General features: G+C 74.9%; 21 protein-coding genes. 9 read left to right on the forward strand and 12 right to left on the reverse strand.

What is annotated here, in order from left to right; all coding sequences use genetic code 11:
* Positions 1–7: 7 nt before the first annotated feature.
* The 3 genes from murA to leuC all read right to left on the reverse strand — a co-directional run bounded on the left by murA (position 8) and on the right by leuC (position 3,488).
* Positions 8–1,330: a UDP-N-acetylglucosamine 1-carboxyvinyltransferase gene (murA, locus tag D1781_RS13600; protein WP_407641675.1), complete on the reverse strand. Its 1,323-nt coding sequence runs from the start codon at positions 1,328–1,330 to the stop codon at positions 8–10.
* An 80-nt stretch (positions 1,331–1,410) separates the two neighbouring features.
* The gene (gene leuD, locus D1781_RS13605) at positions 1,411–2,013 is read right to left on the reverse strand and encodes a 3-isopropylmalate dehydratase small subunit (RefSeq protein WP_119482769.1); all 603 of its coding nucleotides are present in this window, start codon (positions 2,011–2,013) and stop codon (positions 1,411–1,413) included.
* The gene (gene leuC / locus D1781_RS13610) at positions 2,013–3,488 is read right to left on the reverse strand and encodes a 3-isopropylmalate dehydratase large subunit (RefSeq protein ID WP_233551343.1); all 1,476 of its coding nucleotides are present in this window, start codon (positions 3,486–3,488) and stop codon (positions 2,013–2,015) included. The genes leuD and leuC overlap by 1 nt, the downstream gene beginning before the upstream one ends.
* A gap of 355 nt (positions 3,489–3,843) precedes the next feature.
* On the opposite strand from leuC, the gene D1781_RS13615 reads away from it, so the two are divergent.
* Entirely contained in the window at positions 3,844–4,857 is a 1,014-nt protein-coding gene (locus D1781_RS13615; protein ID WP_119482770.1) for a DUF6177 family protein, read from the forward strand.
* A gap of 1 nt (position 4,858) precedes the next feature.
* A complete protein-coding gene (locus tag D1781_RS13620) occupies positions 4,859–5,179 on the forward strand; it encodes a hypothetical protein (protein WP_119482771.1) in 321 nt (106 codons plus the stop codon).
* Between the two features lie 200 nt (positions 5,180–5,379).
* Here the strand turns inward: D1781_RS13620 and D1781_RS13625 are convergent, their stop codons facing one another.
* Genes D1781_RS13625 through D1781_RS13645 form a run of 5 tightly spaced genes read right to left on the reverse strand, consistent with a single transcriptional unit; the run spans position 5,380 to position 9,348 of the window.
* Positions 5,380–6,111, reverse strand: coding sequence for a hypothetical protein (locus tag D1781_RS13625; protein ID WP_119482772.1), 732 nt, complete (start codon positions 6,109–6,111; stop codon positions 5,380–5,382).
* Positions 6,112–6,136: 25 nt separating this feature from the next.
* The gene (locus D1781_RS13630) at positions 6,137–8,314 is read right to left on the reverse strand and encodes a Tox-REase-5 domain-containing protein (RefSeq protein WP_119482773.1); all 2,178 of its coding nucleotides are present in this window, start codon (positions 8,312–8,314) and stop codon (positions 6,137–6,139) included.
* Positions 8,311–8,673 (reverse strand): DUF6507 family protein, encoded by a 363-nt coding sequence (locus tag D1781_RS13635; RefSeq protein WP_119482774.1) that lies wholly within the window; start codon positions 8,671–8,673, stop codon positions 8,311–8,313. Before D1781_RS13635 ends, D1781_RS13630 begins: the two co-directional genes overlap by 4 nt.
* 7 nt (positions 8,674–8,680) lie before the next feature.
* On the reverse strand, positions 8,681–8,992 hold the full coding sequence (locus D1781_RS13640) for a pore-forming ESAT-6 family protein (RefSeq protein ID WP_233551344.1): 312 nt from the start codon (positions 8,990–8,992) through the stop codon (positions 8,681–8,683).
* A gap of 23 nt (positions 8,993–9,015) precedes the next feature.
* The gene (locus tag D1781_RS13645) at positions 9,016–9,348 is read right to left on the reverse strand and encodes a hypothetical protein (protein WP_119482775.1); all 333 of its coding nucleotides are present in this window, start codon (positions 9,346–9,348) and stop codon (positions 9,016–9,018) included.
* 272 nt (positions 9,349–9,620) lie between these two features.
* On the opposite strand from D1781_RS13645, the gene D1781_RS13650 reads away from it, so the two are divergent.
* The 6 genes from D1781_RS13650 to D1781_RS13675 are packed head-to-tail and all read left to right on the forward strand — an operon-like array spanning position 9,621 to position 17,483.
* A complete protein-coding gene (locus D1781_RS13650) occupies positions 9,621–10,568 on the forward strand; it encodes an FHA domain-containing protein (protein ID WP_119482776.1) in 948 nt (315 codons plus the stop codon).
* On the forward strand, positions 10,561–10,809 hold the full coding sequence (locus tag D1781_RS13655) for a hypothetical protein (RefSeq protein ID WP_119482777.1): 249 nt from the start codon (positions 10,561–10,563) through the stop codon (positions 10,807–10,809). The genes D1781_RS13650 and D1781_RS13655 overlap by 8 nt, the downstream gene beginning before the upstream one ends.
* Entirely contained in the window at positions 10,806–12,125 is a 1,320-nt protein-coding gene (locus tag D1781_RS13660) for an EsaB/YukD family protein (protein WP_119482778.1), read from the forward strand. The genes D1781_RS13655 and D1781_RS13660 overlap by 4 nt, the downstream gene beginning before the upstream one ends.
* The gene (locus D1781_RS13665) at positions 12,122–12,946 is read left to right on the forward strand and encodes a hypothetical protein (protein WP_119482779.1); all 825 of its coding nucleotides are present in this window, start codon (positions 12,122–12,124) and stop codon (positions 12,944–12,946) included. Before D1781_RS13660 ends, D1781_RS13665 begins: the two co-directional genes overlap by 4 nt.
* Positions 12,943–16,866, forward strand: coding sequence for a type VII secretion protein EccCa (gene eccCa, locus D1781_RS13670; RefSeq protein ID WP_119482780.1), 3,924 nt, complete (start codon positions 12,943–12,945; stop codon positions 16,864–16,866). Before D1781_RS13665 ends, eccCa begins: the two co-directional genes overlap by 4 nt.
* Entirely contained in the window at positions 16,863–17,483 is a 621-nt protein-coding gene (locus tag D1781_RS13675) for a hypothetical protein (protein WP_119482781.1), read from the forward strand. Before eccCa ends, D1781_RS13675 begins: the two co-directional genes overlap by 4 nt.
* Positions 17,484–17,657: 174 nt before the next feature.
* Here D1781_RS13675 and D1781_RS13680 read toward each other — a convergent pair whose 3' ends face one another.
* On the reverse strand, positions 17,658–19,406 hold the full coding sequence (locus D1781_RS13680) for a TIGR03767 family metallophosphoesterase (protein WP_119482782.1): 1,749 nt from the start codon (positions 19,404–19,406) through the stop codon (positions 17,658–17,660).
* A gap of 258 nt (positions 19,407–19,664) precedes the next feature.
* On the opposite strand from D1781_RS13680, the gene D1781_RS13685 reads away from it, so the two are divergent.
* Positions 19,665–20,624: an arginase family protein gene (locus D1781_RS13685; protein ID WP_158590100.1), complete on the forward strand. Its 960-nt coding sequence runs from the start codon at positions 19,665–19,667 to the stop codon at positions 20,622–20,624.
* Here the strand turns inward: D1781_RS13685 and D1781_RS13690 are convergent.
* The 3 genes from D1781_RS13690 to D1781_RS13700 all read right to left on the reverse strand — a co-directional run bounded on the left by D1781_RS13690 (position 20,605) and on the right by D1781_RS13700 (position 23,612).
* The gene (locus tag D1781_RS13690; RefSeq protein WP_119482784.1) at positions 20,605–21,075 is read right to left on the reverse strand and encodes a hypothetical protein; all 471 of its coding nucleotides are present in this window, start codon (positions 21,073–21,075) and stop codon (positions 20,605–20,607) included. The two genes, D1781_RS13685 and D1781_RS13690, sit on opposite strands and share 20 nt — an antisense overlap.
* Before the next feature lie 38 nt (positions 21,076–21,113).
* On the reverse strand, positions 21,114–22,172 hold the full coding sequence (locus D1781_RS13695; protein WP_119482785.1) for a TerC family protein: 1,059 nt from the start codon (positions 22,170–22,172) through the stop codon (positions 21,114–21,116).
* 141 nt (positions 22,173–22,313) lie between these two features.
* Positions 22,314–23,612 (reverse strand): acyltransferase family protein, encoded by a 1,299-nt coding sequence (locus D1781_RS13700; RefSeq protein ID WP_233551345.1) that lies wholly within the window; start codon positions 23,610–23,612, stop codon positions 22,314–22,316.
* Between the last annotated feature and the right edge of the window lie 101 nt (positions 23,613–23,713).

Raw genomic sequence — 23,713 nt, forward strand, 5'->3', positions numbered from 1 at the left:
AGCGGCCTCAGCCGTCGACGCTGAAGCGCGCCCCCAGGGCCTTCAGCTTCTCGCCGAAGTTCTCGTACCCGCGGCTGATGATCCCGACGTTGCGCACGGTGCTCGTGCCCTCCGCGGTCAGCGCCGCGATCAGGTGCGAGAAGCCGCCGCGCAGGTCCGGCACCTCGATGTCCGCGCCGTGCAGCGGCGTCGGGCCGGTGATGACGGCGGCCTGCTCGAGCTCGCGGCGCGGGACGCGACGGTTCGGCGCCGCGAAGCCGCGCGGGTGCACGCGGATGTCCGCGCCCATCTTCTGCAGCGCGTCGGTGAAGCCGAAGCGGTTCTCGTAGACCGTCTCGTGCACGGTGGAGACGCCGTCGGCCTGCGTCAGCGCGACGATCAGCGGCTGCTGCCAGTCGGTCATGAAGCCGGGGTGCACGTCGGTCTCGATGACGACGGGCTTCAGCGCGCCGCCCGGGTGCCAGAAGCGGATGCCGTCCTCGAGCACGTCGAACGCGCCGCCGACCTTCCTGAACACGTTCAGGAAGGTCATCATGTGCTCCTGCACCGCGCCCTTGACGAACACGTCGCCCTTGGTCGCGAGCGCCGCGGACGCCCAGGAGGCGGCCTCGTTGCGGTCGAAGATCGCCCGGTGCGCGTAGCCCTTGAGCTCGCTCACGCCCTCGATCAGGATGACGCGGTTCGGCTCGACCGAGATGATCGCGCCCATCTTCTGCAGGATCGCGATCAGGTCCATGATCTCGGGCTCGATCGCGGCGTTCCGCAGCTCCGTCGTGCCGCGAGCGCGCACCGCGGTGAGCAGCACCTGCTCGGTGGCGCCGACGCTCGGGTACGGCAGGTGGATGTGCGCGCCGTGCAGGCCGTTCGGGGCCGACAGCCGGATGCCGGCCGGCAGCTTGTCGACGATCGCGCCGAACTTGCGCAGCGCGTCGAGGTGGAAGTCGATCGGGCGGTCGCCGATCCGGCAGCCGCCGAGGTCGGGGATGAAGGCCTCGCCGAGCTGGTGCAGCAGCGGTCCGCAGAACAGGATCGGGATGCGGCTGGAGCCGGCGTGCGCGTCGATCTCCTTGACGTGCGCGCGGCGGACGTTGCGGGTGTCGAGCAGCAGCTCGCCGGGCTGCACGCCCTGCGTCACGGAGACGCCGTGGATCTCGAGCAGGCCGCGGACGACGCGGACGTCGCTGAGGTCCGGCACGTCGCGCAGCACGCTGATGTCCTCGGACAGCAGCGACGCGACCATCGCCTTCGTGACGAGGTTCTTCGCCCCGCGCACGTCGACCGTGCCGCGGAGCGGCTTGCCGCCCTCGATCGTCAGCCGGTCGAAGGTCAGGCCGACGCTGGCGCCCGCGCGGGCGGCGTCGGAGGTGACCGCGATCTGAGCGGTGTTGGGCGCGGGGCTGAAGGCAGTACTCAAGATTCCCTAACCGGCAAGGTCCGGGGTCGCCACGCTGCGCGGCCCTGTTCGAACTGGGTGATGAGCGCCTCGTCGCGCAGCGTGAGACCGATGTCGTCGAGGCCCTCCAGGAGCCTCCAGCGAGTGTAGGCATCGATCTCGAACGGGTACGTCTCCCCCGAAAGGGTGACGGTGCCCGCCTGGAGGTCGACGGTAGCCGCCGCCCCCGGGTCCGCTTCGATCGCGGCCCAGCATGTCGCGATCACGTCCTCGGGCAGCACCCCGGTCAGCAGGCCCTGCTTGCCGGAGTTGCCGCGGAAGATGTCGCCGAACCGCGGCGCGAACACCGCGCGGAAGCCGTAGTCGCGCAGCGCCCAGACGGCGTGCTCGCGGCTCGACCCGGTGCCGAAGTCCGGCCCGGCGAAGAGCACCGACCCCTGCGCGTACGCCGGGTCGTTCAGCACGAAGGACGGCTCCTGGCGGAGGTTCGCGAACAGGGCGTCGTCGTAGCCGGTCTTCGTCACCCGCTTCAGGTAGACGGCCGGGATGATCTGGTCGGTGTCGACCGCGGACCGCTTCAGCGGGACGGCGACGCCGGTGTGCGTGGTGAACGGCTCCATCAGGCGAACACCTCCTCGATGACGTCGGAGGGGGCGGAGAGCGTGCCGCGGATCGCGGTCGCGGCGGCGACGAGCGGCGACACGAGGTGCGTGCGGCCGCCCTTGCCCTGCCGGCCCTCGAAGTTGCGGTTCGAGGTGGAGGCGCAGCGCTCCCCCGGGGCCAGCTGGTCCGGGTTCATGCCGAGGCACATCGAGCAGCCCGCGAAGCGCCACTCGGCGCCGAACTCCTCGAAGACCTTGTCGAGGCCCTCGGCCTCCGCCTCCAGCCGCACGCGGGCCGAGCCCGGCACGACCATGACGCGGACGCCGTCGGCCTTCTTCCGCCCCTTGACGATCGACGCGAAGGCGCGCAGGTCCTCAATCCGGCTGTTCGTGCAGGAGCCCATGAAGACCGCGTCGACCGGGATCTGCTTGAGCGGGGTGCCGGGTGCGAGGTCCATGTACTGCAGCGCCCGCTCGGCGGCGGCCCGCTCCTGCGGGTCGGCGATCGCGGCCGGGTCCGGCACCTCGCCGGCGAGGGTCGTGCCCTGGCCCGGGTTGGTGCCCCAGGTGACGAACGGCTCGAGCTCGTCGGCGTCGAGGAAGACCTCCGCGTCGAACACGGCGTCGTCGTCGGACGGCAGGGTCTTCCAATACTCGACCGCGGCGTCCCAGTCGGCGCCCTTCGGCGCGTGGGGCCGGCCCTCGAGGTAGTCGAAGGTCGTCTGGTCGGGTGCGACCATGCCGGCGCGCGCGCCCGCCTCGATCGACATGTTGCAGATCGTCATCCGGCCCTCCATGGAGAGCGATCGGATGGCGGACCCGCGGTATTCCAGGACGTAGCCCTGACCGCCGTTGGCGCCGATCTTCGCGATGACGGCCAGGATGATGTCCTTCGCCGTCACGCCGGGCCTCAGCGTGCCCTCGACGGTGATCGCCATGGTCTTGAACGGCTTCAGCGGCAGCGTCTGCGTGGCGAGCACGTGCTCGACCTCGCTCGTGCCGATGCCGAACGCCATCGCGCCGAACGCGCCGTGCGTGGAGGTGTGGGAGTCGCCGCAGACGACCGTGATGCCCGGCATGGTCAGCCCGAGCTGCGGGCCGACGACGTGCACGATGCCCTGCTCGGCGTCGCCGAGGGAGTGCAGGCGGACGCCGAACTCCTGCGCGTTGCGGCGCAGCGTCTCGATCTGCGTGCGGCTCGTGATGTCCGCGATCGGCTTGTCGATCTGCAGCGTCGGGGTGTTGTGGTCCTCCGTCGCGATCGTGAGGTCGAGGCGGCGGACCGGGCGGCCCTCGGCCCGGAGGCCGTCGAAGGCCTGCGGGCTGGTGACCTCGTGCACGAGGTGCAGGTCGATGTAGATGAGGTCGGGGGCGCCGTCCTCACCGCGCTTGACGAGGTGGTCGGCCCAGACCTTCTCGGCCAGGGTGCGGGCGCCGTCGCGATGCGGGCGCTGAGGTGCGGGAGCGGTCTCGACCGCGTTCGATTCCGTCATGGGGAAGTCCTCCAGAGAAGAGATGTTCCCGGCAGGTCGAGACCTCCGCGACGAGGGAGCCGGTGGGTTCAGACCTCGTCGCGGCACGGAAGGAGGAGCGTGCCGCGGAGCATGGAGTGCACGTTACCACCGTGTTACGGCGGAGCGCGGGTGCGGTGCTGCGTCGTGCGCTGCAGCGGATCGTCGACGGGGAGGCGCTCCGCGAGCAGCCGCTCGAGCAGCGCGAGCCGCCCTTCCTCCTCCCGCCTCTCGGACGATCGGTCGCAGCCGTGGAGCGGATCCCCGTGGCGGAGCCGTGCGCGCACGGCGGCCCTCGCCCGGGCTGCGGCGCAGCAGGGCGCGGCAGGATGGCGGCGTGACGACGGGCGAGGCGCGACCGCATCCGCTCGTCGACGGCATCGACGGCGACGAGATCGTCAGCCGGAGCGACCGGGAGGTCGTCGCGCTCACGCCGCTCCGCGCCGATCTGCTCGTCGCGGCCCACGCGGCTCGGCGCCGCGTGCGCCTCGTCACGCCCGCGACCTCGCGGCTGACCGATCCGCTCCGCGACGCGCTCGTCTCAGCGGGCGGGTCCTGGGTCGTGGAGGACGGTGCGGGCGCCGCGTGGGACGGGCTGCTCGGTCTGGCGACCGACGGCACCGGCGTCGCGCCGTCGTTCCTGCGTCCGGTCGAGGCAGAAGCCCTGCAGCTGGTCGTGACCGCATCGTTGCGGCACCGCGCGGAGGCCGCCACGCGCATCGGTGCCGCGCTCGAGCTCGTCGCCGGCCTCGGTCGAGGCGGCCCGACCGGCTGGGGCCCGCACGAGCCGGTCGAGTTCCCGTGGGATCCGGCCGCCGTGACCCGGCACCTCGCGGCTCGCGCGCCGGAGGAGTCCCGCGTGGTCGTCGCCGGCTCCTCGATGATCGGCAGCACCCTCGTCCAGCGGACCGACAAGGGGGTCGAGGAGGTGCTGCAGGCGCTCGTCGCGCTCGGACCCGTCGGGGCGTCGTCGACCGACGCCGCCCTCGAGCAGGTCCCGGCCCGCCTGCGGATGCTCGCGGAGGACGCGCTGCCGCTCTTCGCCTCCGTCTTCGCGCGCCCCGGCCGGGCGGATCTCACGACCGCGCCGCACCTGCAGGCGCCGCCCGTGCCGGTCGCGGTGCTGATCGGCGCCCCGGGCGTGCGCGACCTCGCGCTCGACGTGCCGCAGCTGGTCGACCGCTTCGGCGCGCTCGTCGTCGGCCGCCCGCGGATCCCCGGCGTCGTCGTGCCGTTCGGCGGCGCGGACGGCGGCTGGGCCGCGCTCGAGCGCTTCATCGACGTGGTGGGGCGCGAGCGCGTGCGCGCCGTCCTTCGCGGCATGCCGGCGCCGGGTCGGACGGAGGTCTGACATGCCGCACGAGCGCACCCTCCTGACGGCGACGCCGCCGACGCCCGAGACCTGGCTCGCCGCGCTGCGCACGGTCGTCCCCGCCGGGGTCGTGCAGGTGCTGCCGGGTGCCGCCGCGCAACTGGTCGACCCGGCCGGCGAGGTGCTCGCGACGGTGACGCTCCCCCGCGCGATGTCGTCGCCGCCGGAGGCGCGTCGCCTGCTCGGCGTCGATGCCGAGGGAGGTGCGTGGTGGAGCGACGTCGTCGCGCCGCAGGTCGACGCGACGCTGACGGCCGTGCTCCGCGAGGTCGCGGACCGGTGCGGCGGGAAGGTGGCCTGAGCGAGCCTCAGGCGTCGAGCGGGACGTCGGGCGCTTCCCACGACGCCTGCTCGCGGTCGACCGGGTAGGTCAGCCGCTCCGTCTCCAGCCAGAAGGTCGAGCACCTCGGGCAGCGGCGCGGAGCTCATCCGAGATCACGCGCCCTCCCGAGGCGCGGCCCCTGTCGGCCGCTGCGGCGAGGCCTGTCCGCACCTCGTCCGTCATGCGCGGTCTGCGCCCTCCGGCTCCCGCTCAGGGATGGGGTCGAAGCTCGACTCCGCGAGGAACGTCGTGACTCCCTCGAGCGCCCGGGACGCCTCCCACGGCGGATCCAGCACGGCGAGCGCACCGCCTCCGAGGGCCGTCACCCGGTACTCGGCCGGCAGCCGGAGGTCGGGCACCAGTTCGCTGGAGAAGTACGTGGCGTAGCCCGGCCAGGGCGTGCGCGGCGGGAGCCTCGGAAGCCCTCGCGTGACGTCGCGGTCGTAGGTCGCCGCTCGCGCGGGCTCCCACGCCTCCGCGAGCACGCGGACCAGCTCGACCCGGTCCTGCTCCGTCGCGGCGTCCATCCAGCCCGCGGAGGCCGACACCTTCACCGTGTTCGCCGGCATCCGCGGACCCCCGACGACGACCCCCGCCATCACCGCGATCGTGACGAACGGCAGCGACTCGTCCGCTGCGGGCCCGTCGACGCCCTGCGCGACGTCGAGCGTGAAGCCGGCGAGCGGCTGGACGGCTCCGTCCGACCCGCGCTCACGGTGACGCTCGACCCAGTCGACCAGCGCCTCGTGCTCCGAGGCGACGGGCGTCCGGTCGTGCAGGTCGAACCAGTCCCGCCGCTCCAGGCCCTGCGGCACGGGGACGCCCGCGAGCATCCGCGAGACGGCCTCCGCGACCCGGTCGACGCCGGCGGCGCGGCCGCCCCACTCCGCGACCGCCACGAGCTTCAGCACGGCGCCATCCTCCCGCACCCCACGGTCAGCGCGTCTTCGGCGTGTAGTAGACGTCGACGGGGATGCCCTGCTCCTCGAAGAAGTCCCGCACGTGCTCGGCCGCGACCGGGTTGGAGAAGTGCCACTCGACCACCGCGTCGGCGGGCACCACCGAGAGCTGCCGCTCCGCCTGAGCGGCGAGCTTGGCGAGCTGGCCGTTCTGGATGGTCAAGGACGCGTCCGGCTTGAACGGGACCCAGTAGCCGTACTTGGCGTCGAGGTAGACCTGGTGCGGCGGGTCTCCCCGGAGCACGAACCCGTCGAAGTCGACCGAGCGGGCCGGGCCCTCGACCTTGTACTCGTACAGCCCTCCGCTGCCGAGGCGGTCGGTCCCGGAGATCTGGGCCTGGTAGTCCGCCCACGCGGTCCCGCTCCGGTGCCGCTCGACCCACTCCCCCGGGCCGCCGGCGTGGTCGCCCACGGTCACCGGCGAGTGAGCGGGCAGGCCGGGATGCGCGGGATCGCCCGATCCGTACGAGTCGGCGGGCCCGCGGAGCTCCGGGTGGGTGATCGTCGGACCGTCGACCGGTGCGCCGGCTCCGGCGTCGACCGGTCCGGTCGCGGAGGGCTCGTGCAGCCCCGAGGACGCGCCGTCACCCGCGGTCGGCGCAGGGGCGTCCGCGCCGGGCTCGTGGACCGCGGGCGGCTCATGCACCACCGGCGGCTCATGCACCACCGGCGGCTCATGCACCACCGGCGGCTCATGCACCACCGGCGGCTCATGCACCACCGGCGGCTCGTGGACCGCGGGCGGCTCGTGGATCGTCAGGTCGTCGAGCTTCAGCCCCGACAGCGCGCCCGCGTCGAACTCCGGCTTCGCCAGCTCGGCCGCGAGCTTTGCCGCATCGGCGTCCGACAGGCCCTTGATCGTCGCCTTCAGCGCGTCGGCGGAGAGGCCGCGCAGCGTGCCGATCGAGCCATCGGCGAGCATGTCGGCGACGCGGGTGCCCTCGGCGACCTTCGCCGCGTCACCGGCGATGCCCGCGGCCTTGGCCTCGCCGGCCCCGGGGATGAAGAAGCTGGCGATGTTCGCGACGGAGTTGCCCGCGGCGCCGCCGGGGTTCTCCGTCCAGTTCTTGAACACCTGGTCGGCCTTGTAGGCCTTCGGATCCCACCATTTCTGCGGCAGGGTCAGGCCGACGAAGCCGGCGACCGTGCCGTACAGGGCGGTGCCGTCCGCGGCGGTCCAGTCCTCGGCGCCCTGGCGCACGTCGGGCGGCAGCCAGTCGAAGGCGCCGGACTGCAGCAGCTGCATCCGCAGCGCGGGGTTCACCGGGATGGCGATCGAGCTGACGAGATGCGTCAGACCGAGCCACGCCTGACCCGTCGCGTCGAGGTCCTCCTTGCCGGCCTCGACGACCTGGTCCCAGTCGCCGTGGAGGATCCCGTCGCCCGCCTTCCACACGGCGTCGGGGTTCAGCCCGCTCAGCGTGTTCAGCGACTTGATCGTGCCCCAGCCGAACCCGACGATCACGCCGTCCCACAGGAAGTGGGTCGGGAAGGTCGTCGCCTTCTCGGAGCACGACTCCTTGCGGTCCGAGGTCGAGCCCCAGGGCGTCTGCTGCAGGTCGTCGCTGCGGAGCTGCTCCGCGGCCGCCCGCTCCTCGGCCGCGCCCTTCGCGCCCAGACCGACGGCCGCACGGATCGCGGTCGCGCAGCGCTGCTGCGCGTCGAGCCAGTCCGCCTCGGCCTGGGCGACCTGCCGGATCAGGGAGTTGTTCTCGTCGTTGAGGTCGGGATCCTGGTCCCAGGAGTCGATCTGCTGCGGGTGCGGGATGCCGAGCGTGTAGCCGCTCGACACCCACTCCGTGCGGGAGTGGAACGAGTTCGTCTTCGCGACGAACGAGGTCGCCTGCGAGCGGAGGGAGTCGAGGCGCGCCTTGATCGGCTCGACCTCCGACGCGTACGCGGACAGGGCGCGCGCGATGCCGTCCAGGGAGTCGCCGATCGCGGTCGTGGTCGTGCCGACGGGCGTCATCGCGGTGTAGAGCGACTCGGTGCCGGTGGCCTCGAAGACCCCCGGCATGCGCTGCCAGTCGCGGACGATCTCGGCGCCCTGGTCGCGGACCACGCCGCCGTTCCGGCCGATGCCCGTGGCGCCGGTGCGGACCGCCTCGAGGTCGAGATCGGCGCCGGGGATGCCGGAGGGGTCGATCTTCGTCATCGCGGCACCGCCCCGCCGCGCGCCATGGAGCGGAGCACCTGCGTCTCGGTGAGCGCGCCGGTCGCGAGCCCGACGATCTGCTGCGCCATCGTCTCGTCGCCCTCCAGCACCGCCTTCCCCGCGTCCGCGGCGCCGTGCAGCACGGCGGGGACGCGCGAGCGCACCTCCTGCAGCTGCGCGCCGAGCGTCTGGAACGCGTCCTGCAGAGCACCGCCGACGATCGCGGAGGACGCACCCGTCGCGGCCGACGACACGTGCCCTTCCAGCGCGGTGACGGCCTTGTCGATCGGCTGCGCCGACTTGACGACGGCGCCGATGACGGCGTTGACCCCTGCGGGGTCGACCCGGTACCCGGTCACGACCGGGTCAGCCGATCGCGTCGACCGCGCTCTTGGCCTTGGCGAGCGTCTGGTGCGCGGTCTGGTCCGTGGTGGAGAGCGAGCTGCGCAGCGTCGAGATGATGTTCCGCACCTCGGCCGCCGCCGCCTTCCAGCGCAGCTCCTTGCCGTGGTACTCGTCCGACACCCCGTCGGCCTGGTAGTCGGCCATCGCCGCGCGGACGTCCGCGTCACGCTGGTCGATGAGCGCCTCGAGCTGCGCGGCGACGGCGTTGAAGTTGTCCTGGGCGCTCTGCGACGCGGCGACGTCGTAGTCGCGGCGGTCCATCTGGTTCGGCACGGGGATCTCCTCCTGTCCGTCGTTCAGCGGCTCGAGAACCGGGCCGCGTCGAACGACACCGAGCCCATGGCGCTGGTCGCGTCGTCCGCCATCTGCTCGTCGCCCGCGTGGAACGTCGTGTCCATGCCGCGGATGCCGCCGAGCACGGCGGCGAGCGACTGGTCCAGCTCCGCCGCCACCTGGTCCGACTCGCCCTTGAAGCGGTCGAACGCGGCGCGGCCCGCGCCGTTGAAGCGGTACTCGATCGGCTCGGCGGCGTGGAGCAGCGCCTTCACCTGCGCGCCGAGGTCGCCCGACGCCGACGAGGTGCGCTTGCCCAGCTGGGCGAGCGTGTCGGCTCCCATCGCGAACTTCATGACGTGACCATCCTTCGATCAGGGGTTCTTCTCGCAGCGTGCCGAGCGCACCTGGGCGGGTGCTGAGCGGCGCGAGCCGGGGTGGGGGCTCACGTCCCATGCTGCGCCGATCGTGGCCCCGTGTCCACCACCACCCCCGGATCCGCGGGGTCGCGACCCTTCGGCGGCCCGGTCGGTTCGACATGAAAGGCCTGATGGCCTGAGAATTGGGGGTCCGCGGTCGCCCGCCGTGGAACCAGAGTGGACTTCCCCATCCCGAACGGACCCGTCCCATGCCCAACGCGCTGCTGCCCGCCGCGACCTGCGGCCGATGCGCGGCCTCCGTCGCGCCGGGAGCCGCGCGCTGCGCGGTCTGCGGCGTCCGGCTCGAGGGCGTGGCGCCGGGCAGCGCGCTCGCCGGAGGCGGTCCGCTCGACGGCGTGCTCGCCGCGTCGGGCGCCCGGCGGCGGACCGCGGTGCTCGTCGACCTGGTCGTCGCGCTCGCCGCGGGCGCCGTCGTCGCCGCGCTGGTCGAGCTGGCGTCCCGCGCCCTCGCCCGCGATGCGCTGCTCGCCGCGGGCGCCGGCGTCCTCGCCGCGCTGGTCGTGCTCGCCGCGCTCGTCGGCGCGCTCCGCGCCGCGGGGCGGTCGCCCGGCCGCGCGCTGCTCGGGCTGCGCACGGTCGACGCGCTGAGCGGCCTCCCGACCCGGGAGGCGGGCGCCGCCTCCGCCGCCGTGCTCACGGGCCGCAGCAGGTCGCTCGTGACCGCGGACCTCCGGCACGGCCGGGACCCCGTCGCGCCGCGGATCGTGCCCGTCGCGCTCGCCGCCGACGCGCTGCCGGAGGCGCCCGTGCCGACCGCCGCGGCCGCCCCGACGCCGGTCGACGCCGTGGCGGCCCGGCTCGTGCTCGATTCGGGCGACGAGCTCGTCGTCGACGGGCCCGTGCTGCTCGGACGGGCGCCGGAGCCGAGGCCCGGTGTACGACGCGTGCACGCGCTCCCCGACCTGAGCCGCGGCATCGCCCGCACCCACCTCCTCGTCGACTGGACGGAGGGGCTGCTCTGGGTCACGGACCTCGGCTCCCCCGGCGGCACGAGCGTCCGCTCGGACGCCGGCGCGTTCCGCCCGCTGGTGCCGGAGGTGCGGACCGCGGTCGCGCCGGGCTGGCGGATCCGGCTCGGCGGCCGCGAGCTCACCGTGCGGTCGGTGGCCGTGGAGGAAGGGGTCACCCGTGGCTGACGAGACCGACGCCGTCCTGCTCGAGGCGGTGCGCACGCACCGCGGTCGCCTGCGCGGCGCGTTCCTGCTCGGCGAGCTCGCCGAGCGCCGCGCGGTCGAGGACAACGTGAAGCGGGTCGTCGGCAGCCTCGTGCTCGCGGCGGTCGTGTGCGCCGGCTGCGTCGGCACCTCGCTCGTGCTGCACGCCCTCGCGGAGCAGGAGGCGGCCGCCGCCGCGGCGTCGACGGGAGCGGCACGATGAGCGACTTCACCCGCATCACCGTGGTCGGCTCCCAGCGCCGCGCCGTCGTGGTCGTGCCGAACGACGAGACGGTCGGGACGCTCGTGCCGCAGCTGATGGACCTCCTCGGGGAGCCGGCGGCCCGGGTTGCGCGGCCCCTCACCCTGACCCGCCTGACCGGGGAGCAGCTCGACCCGGACCGCTCCCCCGCGGAGCTCGCGGTCGCCGACGGCGAGCTGCTCCGCCTCGTCCGGCTCGACGAGGCGCCGCCGCCGCCCGAGGTCAGCGACGTGACGGACGCGGTGAGCGACTCGCTCGCCGACCGACACGACCGCTGGGACGCGCCGACCCGCGTCGTCGCCGGAGCCGTCGGCATCGGTCTCGCCGCCGCGGGCGCCGGGCTGTCCGCCCTCGCCGCGCCTGCGCCCGCGCCGCTGCTGCCGGCGGCTGCCTGGGCGCTCGCGCTGCTCGCTGCGCTGGCGCTGGGCCTCGGCCGCCTCCGCCGCGCCCAGGGCGTCGCGCTCGCCGTCGCGCTCGGTCTCGTGCCGGCCGTCGCGCTCCCGGCGGCCGCCCTGCTGAGCGGCCGCGGGCCCGTTGCGACCGCGATCGCGGTCGGCGTGCTCCTCGCGCTGCTCTGGACGACGCTGCTCCTCGGCCACGGCGTCGCGTCGCGCAGCCGCGCCGCGACGCTCGGCGCGCTGCTCGGCCTCGGCGGTGCCGTCCTCCCGCTCGTCCTGCTGGCCGTCGGACTGCCGCTCGGCCGGGTCGGCGCCGTGACCGCGGTCGTCGCCGTCGTCGCCGTCGGGCTCCTGCCCGCCGCGGCGATGAGCGCGTCCGGGCTCGCGGCGCTGGACGACCGGGTCATCGCGGGACGGCTCACCCGGCGCGACGAGGTGCGGACCACGCTCGCGTCGGCCTACCGGACCCTGACCTGGTCGACCGCGGCCCTGGCGGCGACGCTCGCCGCCGCGCTTACCGCGACCGTGCTGGGCCCGGACCCGTGGCTGCTCGGCACCGCGGGCGCGGTCGCGCTGGTCGTCGCGCTGCGCACCCGCGCCTTCCCGCTCCGCTGGCAGGTGCTCGCGCTCTGGGCGGCGGTCGCGGTGCCCGCGGCCGTCGCGATCGCGGGGCTGCTCGTCCCCGCGGCCGCCGCCGGGACGTTCGCCCTCGTCGCCGTCGTGGTCGGGGTGCTCGCGGGGGTCTCACCCGCACCGCACCGCCGCGCCGGGCTGCGGCGCGTCGGCACCGTGCTCGAGGCGGTCGCGGTCGTCGCGCTCGTCCCCCTCGTCATCGGCGCGTTCGGCGTCTACGCGGAGCTGCTCGGAGCGTTCCGGTGAGCCTCGCGGCGGCGGCGATCGCCCCCGCGCTGCTCGGCGGCGCGGCGGACCGGCAGGCGGAGCTCGAGGCCGCCGACCGAGCCATCCGCGCGCCCCTCGCCCTCAGCCGCCGGATCGGCTTCGCGCAGCTCGCCGGCGGGGTCGGCGCCTCGACCACGGTCGCGGCGGTGGCCGCGCTCATCGCGGTGCGTCGCCGGAGCCCGGTGCTCGCGGTCGACGCGGCCGCCGGCCCGCGATCGCTCCGCTGGCAGGCGGGGCTCGGCACCACTGCGCCCGCCCCGGTCGACGCGCGCCGCACCCGCCCGCAGTCGCAGGCCGACGCCCTCGCCGGCCTCCCGCTGACCGACACCGGCGTGGCCGTCCTCGACGTGCACGGCGACGACGACCGGGCCGCCACCGAGACCGCGTGGGCGGAGCACGTCGCCCCGCTCGCCCGCTTCTGCCCCGTCGTCTGCACGGACTGGGGCGTCCGCGGCGCCGGCGCCGACCTCGGCGGGATCGCCGCCGCGTCGAGCACGGTCTGCGTCGTGACGCGGGCGGACCGGGGCGCCCTGGAGCGCGCCCTCGCCGCCGCCGGAGCCGTGCGCACGCTGCCGAACCGCCCCGACGTCGTGGTCGCCGCGGTCGACGTCGGCCGCACCGGCGGGCGCCTGCCCCGCGGCTTCGGCGCGGGCGTCGGCGTCCCGGTCGTCCGCGTGCCGTTCGAGCCGGCCCGCCGCGCCGCCGAGCCCGTACGCGGCGCCGACTGCTCCGCGGCCACCCGCGCCGCGCTGATCCGGCTCGCCGCCGCCGTCATGGCCCCGGCCGGAGGCGTCCGATGAGCCTCCGCATCGTGCACCGGCCGGCGCGCATCACCCGACCGGTCGCCCCGCCCGACCCCGACGTCCTCGCCCCGCCGCCCGCGCTCGGCGACGGGCCGCTCTCGGGCATCCCGATCCAGACGCTGCTGCCGGTCGTCGGCTCGCTCTCGTCGATCGTGATGATCGTGGTGCTCCGCAACGCGAACCCGGTGTTCATGGTCGTCGGCGCCGTGATCCTCGTCGTCGCGCTCGTCGGCGGCGTCGGCGCGGCCCTCTCCTCCCGCGGACAGGCGGCGCGGCAGCGGCGGCTGCAGCGCGGCCGCTACCTGGACTTCCTCGAGCGCACGCGCACCGAGCTGCGGCGCCGGGCGCAGGAGGTGCGCGCGCGGGCGTCGATGCTCGACCCCGAGCCGGGCGCGCTGCTCGACCTGATCCGCGACCCCGCACGGCTCTGGGAGCGCCGCCGCGGCGACGCGGACTTCCTCCGCGCCCGGATCGGCGCCGGCGAGGTGCCCTGGTTCCGGCTCGCGCTGCCCCGCGACGAGAACCCGGTGCAGCCGTTCGACCCGATCATGCGGGCCGAGGCGCAGCTCGTCGTCGACCAGTACTCCGCGATCGCGGGGATGCCCGTCGCCGTCGACCTGGAGCGCGCGGGCCACGTCTCGATCGTCGGCGACCCGGAGGAGGTGCTCGGCGTCGCGCGGTCGCTCGTCGCGCAGCTCGCCGCCCTGCACTCGCCGGAGGACCTGCACCTCGCCGCCGCGTTCCCCGAGTCGGCCGCAGCGGACTGGACGGGGTTCGACGCGCTGCCGCACGCGGTGGACGCGACGCTCTTCGACGGCCCGGTTCCGGCGCGGCGGGTCGCGCCCGACGCCGCCTCCCTCTCGAGCGTGCTCGGCGGCGACCTCGCCGACCGCGCGCAGGTCGCGGCGACGGCGAAGCGCAGCACCGGCGACACGGGCACGACCGGGCTCGCCCGCCTCGTGGTGCTCCTCGACGACCGCGGGCACGTGGCGTCGACGCTCCCGGTGCCCGACGCCGACCTCGTGCTCGCGGACCTCCAGGTGACCGCGGTGCACCTGCTCACCGACCGCCTCCACGAGCCCTCCGACGTCACCGTGCGGATCACCGTCGCGGACGGCGACGCCGTGGTCACCGACGTGCGGCGGGTCGATGACGGCCAGGTCGAGGAGCGCGTCGCGCGCCTCGACGCCACCCCGGCGCCGCTGTTCCGCGCCGTCGCCACGGCGCTCGCGCCCCTCCGGCTCAGCCTCACCGCCGTCGACGAGGCGGAGTCGGCGGAGGGCGTGAGCATCGCGGAGCTGCTCGGCATCGGCGACGTCACCGGGGTGTCGCCGGAGACGGCCTGGACCCCGAGGAGCCCGCGCGACTTCCTCCGGGTGCCGATCGGGCTCGACGACCTGGGCGCTCCGGTCCTGCTCGACCTGAAGGAGTCCGCCGAGCTCGGCATGGGGCCGCACGGCCTCTGCGTGGGCGCGACCGGGTCCGGCAAGAGCGAGATGCTGCGCACCCTCGTGCTCGGGCTGGCGCTCTCCCACTCCCCGGACGACCTCGCGATGGTCCTCGTCGACTTCAAGGGCGGCGCGGCCTTCGCCTCCTTCGCGGGCCTGCCGCACGTCGCCGGCATCATCGACAACCTGCAGGACGACGCGCAGCTCACGGAGCGCGCTCGGGCCTCCATCGCGGGCGAGGTCGTGCGGCGGCAGAAGGTGCTCCGCGACGCCGGGAACCTCGCCTCCGTGTCGCACTACGCGGAGCTGCGTCGCGAGCGGCCCGACCTGCCGCCGCTGCCGCACCTGCTGCTCGTCATCGACGAGTTCGGCGAGCTGCTCACGGCCGAGCCGGAGTTCATCGAGCTGCTGATCACGATCGGCCGCATCGGCCGGTCGATCGGCGTGCACCTGCTGCTGTCGAGCCAGCGCATCGAGGCCGGGAAGCTGCGCGGCCTCGACACCTACCTCTCGTACCGGATCGGCCTCCGCACGTTCTCGGAGGCGGAGTCGACGACGATCATCGACCGGCCGGACGCCTTCCACCTGCCGGCGATCCCGGGCTACGCGTACCTCAAGGTCGACACGACGGTGTTCCGCCGGTTCCGCGCGGGCTACGTCTCGGGCCCGCTGGAGGCGGTCTCGGCGCCCGCCCCGATCGCGGCGCCGCGCGCGATGCTGCTGCCCGTCCACAACGGGCTCGCGGCGGCCGAGCCGGGCGACGAGCCGGAGCTGCAGCGCCCCCGGGTGGGGCGCGCGCTCGTGGACGAGGCCGTCGACCGGCTGGCGGACGCCGAGCGCGCCGTCGCGCCGGTCTGGGTGCCGCCGCTGCCCGCCCGGCTCGCGCTCTCCCGGGTCGTCGCCCCGGAGCGGCGGGGCGCCGCGCCGATGCGGGTGCCGCTCGGCCTGCTCGACGACCCGGCGGGGCAGCGCCAGGAGCCGTGGCTGCTCGACCTCGCCGCGGCCGGCGGCCACGCGGCCGTCATCGGCGCGCCCGGCTCCGGGCGCAGCACCGTGCTCCGCACGATCGCCGCCGCGACCGCGCTCTCCACCGAGCCGGGCCAGGTCGCCGTCTACGGCATCGACCTGTCCGGCGGCGGCCTCGCGGCGCTCGAGGCGTTCCCGCACGTCGGCGGCGTCGCGACGCGCGCCGACCCGGCGACGGTGCAGCGGCTGCTGGAGGAGGTCCAGCTCATGCTCGCGGAGCGGGAGCGCGTGCTCCGCGAGCGCCGCATCGACTCCCCCGCCGAGCTGCGCCGCCGTCACGCGGCGGGCGAGGTGCCGGAGCTGCGCGCGGCGGACGTCGTGCTGCTCGTCGACGGCTACGGCGCGGTCCGCGGCGAGTTCGAGCGGTTCGACGAGGCCCTCGCCGACCTCCTCCAGCGCGGCAGCGGCTTCGGCGTGCACCTCGTGCTCGGGCTCACGCGCTGGAACGAGCTGCGGATGAGCCTGCAGCCCCTCGTCGGCACCCGCATGGAGCTGCGGCTGAACGATCCGGCGGACTCGCTCATCGACCGCCGCCTGATGCGCACGATCCGACCGGACCAGCCCGGCCGCGTGCTGACCGAGGGCCGGCTCTTCGCCCAGGTCGCCCTCCCCGTGCTCGACGACGTCGCGGACGCCGACCTGCCGACCGCGCTCGAGGAGCTCGCGGCGAGCACCGTCGCGGGCTGGGCCGGGCCGGCCGCCGCGCCGATCCGCCTGCTGCCGACCTCCCTCGACCCGGCGGAGCTGCCCGACCCGTTCGACGAGCCGGACCGCGTGCCGATCGGGCTGCGGCAGGACACGATGACGCCCGTCGCGCTCGACCTCGAGCGGACGGACCAGCACCTGCTCGTGTTCGGCGACGTCGGGTCCGGCAAGACGACCGTGCTCCGCGGCGCGATCACCGGGCTGGTCGACCGGTACACGGCGGACGAGCTGGTCGTCGCCGTCATGGACACCCGCGGCGGGCTCCGCGACGTGTGCCCCGACGAGTACCTGGGCGGCTCGGCGGCCAGCAGCAGCGAGGCCCGGCAGCTCGCCGCGGCGATCGCGGTGGAGCTGGACAAGCGGCAGGCGGACCGCGCGTCGGGGCCGCGGATCGTGGTCGTCGTCGACGACTTCGACATCCTCTCGTCGGGCGGCACGAGCCCGCTCGAGCCCCTGCTCCCCTTCCTCCCGAGCGCGCGCGACCTGCGCCTGCACGTGCTGCTCACGCGGCCCGTCGCCGGTCTGCAGCGGGCGCTGTTCGACCGGTCGCTGCAGGCGCTCCGCGAGACCGGCGGCACGACGCTGCTGATGTCGGGCGACCGCGCGGAGGGCCAGATCCTGCCGCGGGTCTACGCGGAGCCGATGGTGCCGGGTCGCGGGCGCCTGCTGCGCCGCGGCGACTCGGGCGTCGTCGTGCAGGTCGCCGCCTTCCAGGGCGCCGTCGAGGCCCGCCGATGACCGATCCGGAGGAGCGGAAGGAGGGCGGCGTCCGCGTCGTCGTCGCGGGCACGGGCGGCGGCGTCGGCGTCACGACCGTCACCGCCCTGCTCTTCGAGGGCATGCGGTCGCGGCCGCTCGGCGCCCCGCGACTGCTCGACCACGCGGGCGGCGACGTCGGCGACCGCCTCCCGAGCGGCGACGAGGTCGCCCGCATCGACCCGCTGGTCCGGCTGCAGGACGCGGGCCGGCACGCGGCGCGGATCGGCCTCGACGTGCTCGCGCGACCGCACGACCTGCTCGTGGTCGTCGCGCCGCGCACCCCGCTCGGCGTCGCCGACGCGCGCGCCCTGCTGGCGGAGGTCGATGCGCGCACGGGCCTGCAGGGCCGGCGCCGCACCGTGCTCGCGCTCGATGCCCCGTTCGGCCCGGTTCGGGACGCCGACGACCTGGAGGCGCTCCGGAGCGACTTCGAGCGGCGGAGCGTCCACGCGATCCCGCCCGACCCGGCGCTCGCGGTCGGCGGACGGATCGCGATGCCGCGGCTCGCCCGACCCGCGCGCCGAGCGGCCCACGAGCTCGCGGCACACGTCGCGGATCTCGTCGCGCGCCACCGCGCCGGCGGCCGCTCCGCCTGACGCGCAGGACCTCGCGCCGGGCCGGCGAGCGATCCAGCAGGACCCTGGAGCTCCAGCAGGACGCAGCGGCCCTCCTGGTCCTGCTGGAGTGCTCAGGTCCTGCTAGATCGCTCAGGTCCTGCTCGATCGCTCAGGTCCTGCTGGATCGCTCAGGTCCTGCTGGATCGCTCCGGGTCAGAGCTGCACGGCCGACGGCAGCGGGAGGAGCAGCTCCGCGTTGCGGTCCGTGCGCGCGCCGCGGTAGTGCAGCGCCGTCGCCCGCGGCCGGTCCCAGCGGTCCGGGTCGTTCGCGGCGATGTCGCGCGAGAGCGACGCGAGCTCCAGCGGCGTGCCGAGGCCGCCGTGCCAGGCCGCCTCGGCGGCCGAGTCGACGAGGGTGACGAAGACCGACACCGTCCCGTCGCGGTTGTCGGCGAGCTCCACGACCCGCGACTGCTGCGGCCAGTCGATGTGGCTCGCCGTCGTGACCTCCCAGAAACCGCCGGACCGGCCGGTCGCGCGGTGCGCGACGACGACGTCGCGGTGCACGTGCCCGTTCACCCACAGCAGCACCTGCGGGTGCGCGAGCAGGAGGCGGACGAGCTCGCGGCCCTGCACGCGCGGCTCGGGCGCGCGGCGCTGGCCGCCGAGCACGTTCCCGAGCGTCCCGGAGGTGTGGTGGCTGCAGATCACGGTGGCGCGGTCCGGCTCGGCCTCCAGCTCCCGCTGCAGCCACGCGAACTGCTCCAGGTCGAGCGACCCGTCGCCGTCCCCGTGCTCGTTCACGGTGTCGAGGACGATCAGCCGGAGCGGCCTCCCGGACCCGCCGGCGGCGAGGGGCGCGTCGGCCGTGTAGTACGCGGTGCCCTCCCGCAGGTTCTCGTCCGTCAGCCCGTACCCGACCGGGGTGCCGGTCGTGCGGAAGTGCTCCGCGACGACCTCCTTCCGGCTCAGGAGGCGGCGCGCCGGGTCGGCCGTGACGTGCCGGCGGTCGAGGTGCGCGAGCACGCGCGCGTCGCCGCGCATCAGCCGATCGACGAACGCCTGCGGGGCGAGCCCCTTCGGCAGTGCCACCGGCTTGCTGCTGCCGACCGCGAGCTCCGCGAGGGCGTCCGAGACCGCGAAGCCGCCCCGGACGAGCCCGTCGTGGTTCCCGTGCGCGGTGAACCAGGGCATGTCGAGCCCGGTCGCACGGAAGGGCCGGATCGCGGCGGCGAAGAAGCCGTGCGCGTGCGGGAACCCGTAGTGCTGCGTGTACCGGTCGCGCTTGCCGCCCTCCGGGCGCCAGTAGGTCGTGGACGAGTGGTCGAAGGACCGGCTGCCGACGCCCTCGTAGACCCCGCGGCGCCCGCTGTCGGGCACGATCCGCCCGCCGTCGAGCAGGTCGATCGACCAGCGCAGCTCGTTGTACTGGCAGCTGTCCGCGGCGTCCCCGGTGCTGATCGCGAAGGCGGGCCGCAGGCCGGTCGCCGGCGCCGCCCTGACCGCGTTCACCGCGCGCACCATGCTCTCCGCGACCTGCGTGGCGAGCGCGTCGTTCGGCCGGTGGACGCCGCCGTACTTCGGGCCGGAGCGGTCGCGGAACCGGTCGAGGAACTCGATGCGGCCGGGCGACTGCGCGTCCTGCACGTGGATGTCCGTGAGGTGGACGAACGCCGCGACCGGCACGCGCCGCCCCTTCCGCGACGCGGAGGCGTGCGCGAGGTCGTCGCGGACGAGGTGCCCCTCCCCGGCTCGGACGACGTGGTGCCGCCACCCGTGCGCGTTCGGCGCGCTGCGCACGACGGTGCGGTCGACCGTCGTGGTGTCGGGAGACGCCGCCGACGGCAGCGGCTGCGCCTCGGCCGGTGCCTCCGCGACCGCGACCGCGACGCCCGCTCCGGCGCCCAGCGCGAGCGCCGCCCTCCTCGTGACCGCCCCGATCGACCCGGTCCGCTCGTCCATCCCGTCGCTCCCCTCGGGCGGCGGGTGGGAGGCCGACCGGGCCGAGCGTCCCGAGCAGCGGTGGCGGCGCCGTGAACGGCCGGCGTCGCCGGCTCTCCGCGCCGGTGGCACGGAGCGGACCGTCGCCCGAATCGCGCGTGACGCGTCGGTGGCCGGGAGGAACGGCGGGTGGCGAGGAGTGGTCTCGAGGCTCGCTTCGCTCGCACCTCGACCAGCGGAATCCAGCGGTCGCGCCTCCGGGCACGGGAGGATCGGGGCGTGGACGTCGAGGTCATCGGGGCGCCGACGAGCGCCGGAGCGCATCACGCCGGGCAGGAGCTGGCGCCCGCGGCGCTGCGCCGGCACGGCCTGCTCGACCGGCTGCGGGAGGGCGGCCTCGTCGTGCACGACGCCGGCGACGTCGACGGGTCCGTGTTCCGGCGCGATCCCCGCCGCACGGTCGCCCGGAACCTCGACGAGGTCGTGCGGGTGGCGACCGCGGTCGCCGACGAGGTCGAGCGCGCCACGGCCTCCGGGCGGTTCGCGCTCGTGCTCGGCGGCGACTGCACGATCGAGCTCGGCGTCGTGGCCGGCGTGCAGCGCGCCCTCGGCGGCGCACGGCTGCTCTACCTCGACGGCGACGCCGACCTCTCCTCCGAGCGCCATCCCGGCAGCGGGATCCTGGACGCCTCCGGCGTCGCCCACCTGCTCGGCGTCGCCGACGACGCGCTCGCCCGGCTCGGCCCGCGCTTCCCGATGCTGCAGGACCGCGACCTGGCGCTGCTCGGCTACGACCCGGACGACGTGGACGCGGTCGACCCGGAGGCGTTCGAGCAGCACCAGGGCCTGCTGCACGTCGACCACCGCTCGCTCGCCGCGCACCCGAACGGCGCCGTGCTCCGGGTCGCGGAGGCGATGGTCGAGGACGGCGTGACGCTCGTCGTGCACTTCGACGTCGACGCGGTCGACTCGGCGGACCTGCCGCTCGCGAACTACCCGCACTACGGCGCGGGCGTGCCCCTCACGACGGCCGCGGAGGTGCTGGAGGGGCTGCTCGCCCTCCCCGGCGCGCGGGCGCTCACCCTGACCGAGGTGAACCCGACGCACGACCCGGGCGGCGCGGAGCTCGAGCGGTACGTGCACGCCGTCGCCGACGCGCTCCTCACGGCGCTCGCGCCGGACGGCGGCGGCGCGACGCACCGCCACGACCGACCGCGGCTCAGTCCCGGTTCTCGCTGAGCCGCGCCGCGACCACCTGCGGCATCAGGGCGGCGAGGTCGGTCTGCACGTGCAGCGCCGCCTCCACCTCGTCGGCCTCCGACAGCGGCTCCCCCACCAGCAGCTCGTGGAAGCCCTCCGGCCAGGGCGTGCCGGTCACGGCCGCCCAGGTCCGCCAGGCGACGAACGCCTCCGACAGCGGCTGCGCGGAGACGACGTCCTCCACCTCGTGCGCGACCGTCTCGACCATCTCGCCGACCGACAGCCGCTCGCCGCGGTGCGCCCGGATCCGCTGGTCCGTCAGCTGCGCGATCGGCCGCCACGCGGGGGTGCCGAGCAGCTGCGACGGCTGCCGCGGCAGCCGCACGATGGCCGGCGGCGGGATGACGCCCGGGCCGATCACGTGGTGCTCGGGCGCGCGGCGATGCCAGATCGCGGATCGTCGGATCCGCCCGAACATGCCGCCCAGCACGAGGCGATCGTAGGCGCCCCTCGCCGGGAGCGCACCGGTCAGTCGTGGTGCTGGGCGCGCTCCTCCTCCTCGGCCTGGCGCTCCCGCTCCGCGGCGATGTGCGACGGCTTCAGGTCCGCGAGGGAGGCCTCCGGGTTCCGCTTGATGCTGATGAGGCTCGCGATCGTCGCGACCGCCATCGCCGCGACGATCACGCCGAGCGAGAGACCGGTGCCGATCTCGGGGACCGCGGTGATGTGCTCGCCGCCGTTCAGGAACGGCAGCTCGTTCTCGTGGAGCGCGTGGAGGATCAGCTTCACGCCGATGAAGGCGAGGATGAACGCGATCCCGTACTTCAGGTACTTCAGGCGCTCGACCAGGTCGCCGAGCAGGAAGTAGAGCTGGCGGAGCCCCATCAGGGCGAAGATGTTCGCGGTGTAGACGATGAACGGGCTGTCCGTGATGCCGAAGATCGCCGGGATCGAGTCGAGCGCGAACAGCACGTCGGTGGCGCCGATCGCGATCAGCACGATGAGGATCGGCGTGAACATGCGCTTGCCGTTCACGGTCGTGCGCAGCTTGCCGCCGTCGTACTCGTCGGTCACCGACAGGTGGCGCTTCGCGAAGCGGATCAGCGCGGTGTCGGTCTGGTCGCCGTGCTCGTTCCCGAAGGCCTGCGTGATGGCGGTGTAGATGAGGAACGCGCCGAAGATGTAGAAGATCCAGCTGAAGTTCTCGATCAGCTGCGCGCCGATCAGGATGAAGATCCCGCGGAAGATCAGCGCCAGGATGATGCCGATCATCAGCACCTCCTGCTGCCGCTTCTTCGGCACGGCGAAGCCCGCCATGATCACGATGAAGACGAACAGGTTGTCGATCGACAGCGAGTACTCGGTCAGCCAGCCGGCGACGAACTCGGTGGCGTGGTCCGGGCCGTCGACGACGAGCAGGACGCCCGCGAAGATCAGCGCGAGCACGACGTAGAAGACGACCCACAGGGTCGACTCCCTCGTGGTCGGGACGTGCGGCCGCCGGTAGGCGAGCACGATGTCCGCGATCAGGATCAGGACGATGACGGCGAGCGAGACGATCTCGAACGCGACGGGCACGGCGGGCACTGGGACTCCTCGAGGGCAGGGAACGGCCTCGAACGTCTCTCCCCGCCCTCGTGAGGGCGCCGCGCTCCCGGATCCGCCGGCGATGCGGATCGTGCTGACGAGAGGCGCGATGACGGGATACTCCCCTTCGCGCCCCGAACCCTACCGGGTCGCGGACCCGCTCCGCTGCCCCCGCACCACCGTGTCCCGGCGACCTCGCGCCAGCAGCACGGCGAGGCCGAGGGCGGCGGCGCCCCAGACGAACCCGGCGAGGTCGAGGCCGAGCTCCATGGCCCAGAAGGGCGGCACGACCGCGAGCACGCCCGCGACGACGAGCACGGGCGTCGAGGGGGTGGGGCCGACGCGCTTCGGGCCGCGCTCGAAGCGCGCGAGGCCGAGCGAGAGCACGAACAGCATGACGAGCACGGACAGGTCGCCCGGGATGCGCGCGAGCCACCACGCCGTGGTGCCGACCGCCGGCACGACCCCGGGCGCGACGAGCACGAGCGCGGCGACCGCGATGACGAGCAGCAGGTGCCACAGGTAGACGGTCATGAGCCGCGTGCCCGCGACCGCGACGAAGGCCTGCGCCGGCCGCGTGCGCATCAGCGCGTCGAGCGCCGGCTTCGCGAGCACGAAGAGGGCCGTCTGCCCGACGCCGATCAGCACGAGCGGCAGGGTCGGCGGGTTCAGGTCGTCGAGCATGTCGGGCGAGTAGAGCCCGGAGGAGCCGAGCACGCCGACGGAGGCGAAGGCGAGCGCCGCGAGGCCGAGGAGGGCCGGACGGCCCAGACGACCGAGCGTGCCGTCGGCGAGGAGGAAGCCGATCTGCTGGACGAGCGGCCAGACGAGCAGGAGGTTCAGCAGGCCGACCTCCTGCACCCCGGTGGCGCCGCGGAGCGCGTCCACCGCGACGACGCCGGCGGCGAGGGCGGCGAAGGTCACGACCGGACGGGTCTCGTGCAGGCGGATCATCAGCGGCACGAGGGCCTGGCACACCAGGTAGGCGGCGAGGAACCAGAGGGGCATCCCGAGCCCGTGGGCGAGCAGCTGCGCCATCGGGACGGGCAGGCGCGCCGCGGTCGCGAGCAGCACGAGCGCGCCGACGAGGACGTACCAGGCGGCGGCGGGCGTGCCGAGGCGCAGCAGGCGCGCGCGGAAGAAGTCCGCGCCGTCGCCGCCCTTGCGCTGCGTCGAGCGCCAGCCCTGCCACGAGGCGAACCCGCCGACGACGAAGAACAGCGGCATCAGCTGGCCGAACCAGCTCGCGACGGGGAACCACGGCTGGTCCTGGACGATGTTGCGCCAGCCGACCCCGCCGTCCGGCCGCACCTCGAGGCCGAGCATCAGCGAGTGCAGCACGACGACGAGCAGCACGCAGGTCACGCGCACGAGGTCGACGGACAGGTCGCGCTTCGCGAGCAGCGCCTGCCGCTCGTCGGACGTCAGCGGGGCGGACACCGGGTCTCCGTTCCTGCCCGTCCGCGAGCCGGAGGGGCAGGACGATCGTGGGGTCCGCACCGCGGATCGCCGAGACCGTTGTGGCGGGTCGACAAGATCCG

Origin of the sequence: Amnibacterium setariae, assembly GCF_003581425.1 — a bacterium.
Lineage (GTDB): Bacteria > Actinomycetota > Actinomycetes > Actinomycetales > Microbacteriaceae > Amnibacterium > Amnibacterium setariae.